Here is a 5,749-nt window from a genome sequence, read left to right as displayed (position 1 = left end):
AGCTTAAGCGCTAGAACCGCGTTGGACGACTAACTTCTTCTATCGCGCTCAAGCGCCTTGGCGTTTTCACACAGCCAAGACCCACAGCGGACCAAAGCAGGTTCGGCCTGACAAGCGGTCAGCCTAAGCCGCATTGATTTAGCTCAAGCTTCCATGAGGCAATTCGTCCTACTCGGATGTCACGCTCGGGTAGTGGGAGCGCAAGGGAACACGCCAGTTGACGACCGATAGACTGCGTACAGCCCTGATTTGCCTAACCGTTTCCTTCGCATCAGACCATCAAGATGGAGGAAGTGACCCATGAAAAATGGATACGCGTTATGGCGTTGTCTAATGGCTAGTGTCGCCGTTTTAGCGGTGACGGGCCTGCCAGCATCCGCGCAACAGCAGAAGCGACCCAACATCGTCATGCTGATGACTGACGACACCGGCTGGAACGATTTCGGCGCCTATTCGGGGGGGCGGCGCTGCTCTCGGCCATCCGACCCCAAACATCGACCGGATCGCCAAGGAAGGCGCGACCTTTACGAATTGGTACGGTCAAGCAAGCTGCACGGCAGGCCGCGCCTCGTTCATAACCGGGCGTATTCCGATCCGTTCGGCACTCTCGATTGTGGTCGCTCCGGCAGACGAAAATGCGCTGAAAAAAGAGACGCCGACCATCGCCGAGTATTTCCAGAAGAACGGCTATGCGACTTACTTTTCTGGCAAGTGGCATCTCGGTGACAAGCCCGAGTCCTACCCAATCGAACATGGCTTCGATGAGATGAAGGCGTTCGCGGCATATTATCCGGGCGTCTACACCTATGCCGACACGACGAAGTGGTTTCATCCGTGGTTTCCCTCGTACAACCCGGAAATCGCGAAAGCCTATTTTGATGTCGTGAACATGTACGAGTGGGAGGGAGTTGCAGGACAACCGGCGAAGAGAGGCGAGTACATCACGTACGACCGCCTTGCCGACTTCGACGTTCGTCAATCCGACTACGCAATCGACTACATCAAGAAGCATGCCAAGGATGCCAAGCCGTTCTTCATGGACGTCAATTTCATGAAGATGCACAACCCGACGAATGCCGCAGCAAAATTCGCAGGGAAGTCCCGGTTGGGCGACTATTCGGATTCGTTGCTCGAACTCGATGACGACATCGGGCGGGTCATGGACACGATCCGCGCGGAAGCGCCCAACACGATTGTGATCGTAACGGCGGACAATGGTGCGTGGCAGGATGCCTACCCCGACGCCGGCACCACGCCATTCCGTGGCGAAAAAGGCACGGCATTTGAAGGCGGTTGGCGCGTCCCGGGCTTGATGTGGTGGCCCGGACAAATCCCGGCTGGCGCAAAGTACGATGAAATGATGTCGCACATCGACTGCTGGGCAACGCTCGCCAAGATGGTCGGCCTGACCCCACCGCCGCACGGCGCATGGACCGACAACAATGGCAAGCCGATCTACTTTGATAGCATCGACAACAGCGAGTACATCCTCGGTCGCGCGAAGCACTCAGCACGAAGGTCGTGGGTCTACATCGACGGCGAAAACTTCATGGGGGCACGCGCAGATGTCGCCGGTGATCCCAATAACCCCGATCTCAATATCGCGTGGAAGTACCTATGGACGGCCAAGGACACTTGGCTCGGTCCTGAGCAGAACCTCGGCGCGATCGGCGCTACTTACAATCTCACAATGGACCCGTTCGAGAAATACGACATGGTCTTCAACGGCGCGATGTCGGCACGTATGCCGACGCAGTCACCGGGCAAGTACGCCGGACAGGACAACGGCTGGGTCTTGGCACTCATCACCCCGGTCGTGATGGAGTTCAACAAGTCGATTGTTGATTATCCAAGTATCAAGCGGCTTCCGGGCGGAGCCTCCAACGATTGGAGACCCGATCTACAACACCCCGAAAACCCTGTCCCGTTGCTGGACATGAAACACCTGCCGAATATCAAAGGCGGCGGCGGGTAATATCGCTGTCGAATAACTTATGCACCCCAAGCCAATGGCTGGCGAACTATATCAAACGGCGGCGGGTCGGCCTCACAGAACGGCTCGCCGCCGCGCCTTTGTGAGAGCGTTTCGACTTCCGCTTGTGGCCCTCAGCGACCGAAATCCATGTCCGCTCGCACGTCGGCAATCAAGGCAATAGCGGACTCGTTTTTGCTCACCGTGAGTTCTTCTCAGTTTGACCCGAAGGCGACATGCCACCACGTGGCGAGCTTAGCTCGGATTTAGGCCCAGCCGAGTTCTCTCAGAGCCATGCCCGCGTTCCAAATCTTGGTCATGTGGCTAATCTTGTCCCCCTGGAACTGCATCACATAGACATAGTCAGTTCGTGTGGACTTCCCGGTCGGGGCGGATGGCCCACCCGGCCCCGAATTGGTGGCGGAAAAGACTGCGTACGCCGCCACGTTATTGCGTTCCTGGTCAACCGCAAACGACTTAATATCGTAGCTTGCGTTCGGTAGAGGGGTGTAGAGACCCTTCATCCAGTCAGTATATTGCTGAAGCGTCTTCACCTCGATAAGCGGCTCTGCCTGGGCCGAAAAGGTAGCGTCTGCCTTGCAGAACGCCTTGCAGCCATCCCACCCTTTTCCGGCCTCACATGCCGTAAAAAACTCTTTTGCGGTCTCAACGATGGAAGTCATCTGACATCTCCCTAAGACGGAACTCCCGAGAAATGACTTTGCTGCCAATGACTATCTTCGCCGACAAATGCAACTGGAGCAAGCGAAGGTTGTCTAAGTCGTTTCACACTATCGTGGAAAGAGATAGCAGCGACAAAAGCCGACAGCCGGACGACCGCACCAGCGGCGCCGGGTCCCTTTTCAGCGCGTCCTCTGTTGGATGCTACTTGGCGGGCGGTGAAGCAAAAATCTTCTGCTTGATCACAGTATTACCTCCGATGACGCGAAGCCGACATTGACCCTAGCCCAAGGGCAACGCCATATGCTTTGATATGTCCGACGGATCTGCCGATCTCGGGAGGCCGTTATGACCGACAATCGCGTGGAACGGCGGCTTGCGGCAATTCTGGCGGCGGATGTCGCCGGATACAGCCGCCTGATGGGTGCGGACGAGGAAGGCGTACTGGCTCACCTCAAGACCGCTAGAAAATCCCTGGTCGATCCCACCATCGCCGCGCATCGCGGGCGGATCGTCAAGACGAGCGGCGATGGCATGCTGGTCGAGTTCGCCAGCGCCGTCGATGCCGCCAGATGCGCCATCGAGGTGCAGCGCGGCATGGTTGAGCAAAATTCCACAGTGCCACGGGCCAGGCGGATCGAATTCCGCGTCGGCATCCACGTCGGCGACATCATCGTAGATGACAACGATATCTTCGGCGACGGCGTGAATATTGCCGCCCGTCTTGAAGGAATCGCGGAGCCCGGCGGCATCTGCCTCTCCGATGACGCCCAACGTCAGATTCGCGGGAAGGTCGATATAGCCTTTGAGGACATGGGGCCGCAGAACCTGAAAAACATCGTTGAGCCGATGCGCACGTGGCGATTGCAGATGAACGTGGACGTCTCCGCGACAGCGTCCGCAGAGTGGTCTACTGACACCACCCAGTCTTCGCTACCCGATAAGCCGTCCATCGCCGTGTTGCCCTTCCAGAACATGAGCGGCGATACAGAGCAGGAATACTTCGCGGACGGGCTCTCTGAGGACATCATTACAGAGCTGTCGCGAATTAGTTCGATGTCCGTGATCGCGCGCAATTCTGCATTTGTCTACAAGAGCAGGCCGGTGGACGTGAAGCAAGCCGGACGCGAACTCGGGGTCCGATATATCCTCGAAGGCAGCGTCCGGCGATCGAATCAACGCGTTCGTGTGACTGCGCAGTTGGTCGAGACGACTACGGGGGGCCACCTTTGGGCCGAGAAATATGACCGCAGCCTCGCTAATATTTTTGAAATTCAGGATGAGATCACACGCAGCGTCGTCGCATCTACCCAAACTCAAGTTGTGCTTCGCGAGGGGGCCTTAGCCGAACGAAGCGAGAGGCCAGATTTTCGAACCTGGGATCTTGCTAAGCAGGGATTAAAAAATATTTATGCACTCACGCAAGAAAGCATTGCTGAGGCACGCAAGGTTGCCACCGAACTCACGCGCATTGATGCATCGTTTGCAAAAGGCCATCAGCTCCTCGCTGCTGCCACGTACCATTTGGCTCTAATGGGCTTTTGCGACGATCGAGGGGCAATGCTCGGGGACGCATTGCAGTCAGCGCGAAACGCGATTCGGCTCGACGATCGCGACGAATACTCACATTGGATTCTCGGCGGCGTACTGGGTCAGGGTCTTGGTCAGCACGATAAAGCCGTCGCTGCCTACCGGCGTGCTCTTGAACTAAATCCGAACTTTTCACTCGCTTTTGGCAGCCTCGGCACAGTGCTTGCCTTGGCCGGAGAGCCGGACGAGAGCGTCCGAAATTCGGAGATTTGTATCAGCGCGAACCCCCGCGACCCCAGCATCTTTTTTCGCTTCTCTGGACTAGCGCTGGCCTACTTTGTGGCTGAGGACTACCCCAGGTCACGCGAATGGGCCGCAAGATCGGTCGCGCGGAAGCGCGAGTGGTGGCAGGGACATGCTCTGCTTGCAAGCAGCTGTGTTTTGCTAGGGAAAGGCGACGAAGCAGGGGCCGCTGTGCACGACTGGCTTGCGGCTTTTCCTAGCGCAAGAATCAGCAATTTGCCGCCGATACCGTTCAAGAAAGCGACGGATCTAAAGCGTTTTCACGATGCGCTAAGAAGCGCGGGCCTGCCGGAGGGATAACAGTTTCTCAATGAGATTAGATATTGCTCAAGCCAATCCCTGGCGCGATATGAATGACCTTAGGCCCACGTCGGCTCTTGGCCCTTCGCGTCATTTCGTTGTCACGGAATAGATGGTCGGTTTCGGGGAAGAGCAGACATCGAACGGCGGCCGAAACCCGCAGAGTCGGTCGAGAATGACCCATCTCCGACATCAGCACGCCTTTTTTGAGGGGCCTTCTCCAGTGGAGGCTTGCACCGCACACTTTGCAGGTCCCGCCGTTGTGCGCGCGCCATGAAAGATGTGAATTTATCACACTCCTCGATTCCGGGAGAGTTTAATGCTGCCAGGACATCTCGCTCTGATTGTTGCCGCGCTCTTCACGGGGGCGGCAGTCTACATCAATTGGGCCGAGCAACCCGCTCGCTTGCAACTCGACGATCGGGCGCTGATTACCGAATGGAAGCCCGCATACAAAAGGGGTTTTGCAATGCAGGCTCCGCTTGCAGTAATCGGATGTCTGCTTGGCGTGATGGCTTGGTGGCAAACCGATCAATGGTTCTGGTTGATCGGAGCCGTGCTCATGATTGCGAATTGGCCTTGGACCGTCTGGGGGATCATGCCGACAAACAATAAACTAATGGCCATTGATCCGAAGGATGCCGGTTCAACCAGCCGCGAACTCATTGAAAAGTGGGGCTGGCTTCACGGCTGTCGAAGCGTCCTTGGAGCGTTGGCGACGCTATCATTTCTAATTGCGCTTGACGCATAGTGGCCGATTCCGCATTTGGCCCACACCGACAAACTCCGGCGATCATCCGAATGTCGCCTTTGAGGGGGTAGAGCGGAAATGCCGGTAAGACGGCGCAACCGACGCTGATGACCCACAGCGGACCTCGGGACTGCAAGCAACTTGTGCCAGCCACCAACCATTCGGAGCCTAAATTATCGCGCTGCGGGAGTTCTATGCGTGGCTGAGCGTTT

The 5,749-nt window shown here is 56.9% G+C and carries 4 protein-coding genes; 3 read left to right on the top strand and 1 reads right to left on the bottom strand.

Annotation, left to right across the window (positions count from 1 at the left end):
• The first annotated feature begins 418 nt into the window (after nucleotides 1-418).
• A complete protein-coding gene (locus AC629_RS41435) occupies nucleotides 419-1,975 on the top strand; it encodes an arylsulfatase (protein ID WP_210419192.1) in 1,557 nt (518 codons plus the stop codon).
• 263 nt (nucleotides 1,976-2,238) lie between these two features.
• On the opposite strand, the gene AC629_RS41430 is transcribed toward AC629_RS41435, so the two are convergent.
• Nucleotides 2,239-2,655, bottom strand: a complete 417-nt coding sequence (locus AC629_RS41430) for a nuclear transport factor 2 family protein (RefSeq protein WP_084810421.1) — start codon at nucleotides 2,653-2,655, stop codon at nucleotides 2,239-2,241.
• Nucleotides 2,656-3,001: 346 nt separating this feature from the next.
• On the opposite strand from AC629_RS41430, the gene AC629_RS41425 reads away from it, so the two are divergent.
• Both AC629_RS41425 and AC629_RS41420 read left to right on the top strand, forming a co-directional pair.
• A complete protein-coding gene (locus AC629_RS41425) occupies nucleotides 3,002-4,786 on the top strand; it encodes an adenylate/guanylate cyclase domain-containing protein (RefSeq protein ID WP_084810420.1) in 1,785 nt (594 codons plus the stop codon).
• A gap of 322 nt (nucleotides 4,787-5,108) precedes the next feature.
• Nucleotides 5,109-5,537, top strand: coding sequence for an anthrone oxygenase family protein (locus tag AC629_RS41420; RefSeq protein WP_084810422.1), 429 nt, complete (start codon nucleotides 5,109-5,111; stop codon nucleotides 5,535-5,537).
• Nucleotides 5,538-5,749: the final 212 nt, after the last annotated feature.

Origin of the sequence: Bradyrhizobium sp. NAS80.1 (assembly GCF_001908205.1) — a bacterium.
Classification (GTDB): Bacteria; Pseudomonadota; Alphaproteobacteria; order Rhizobiales; family Xanthobacteraceae; genus Bradyrhizobium.
This window is presented reverse-complemented; position numbering and strand designations above follow the sequence as displayed.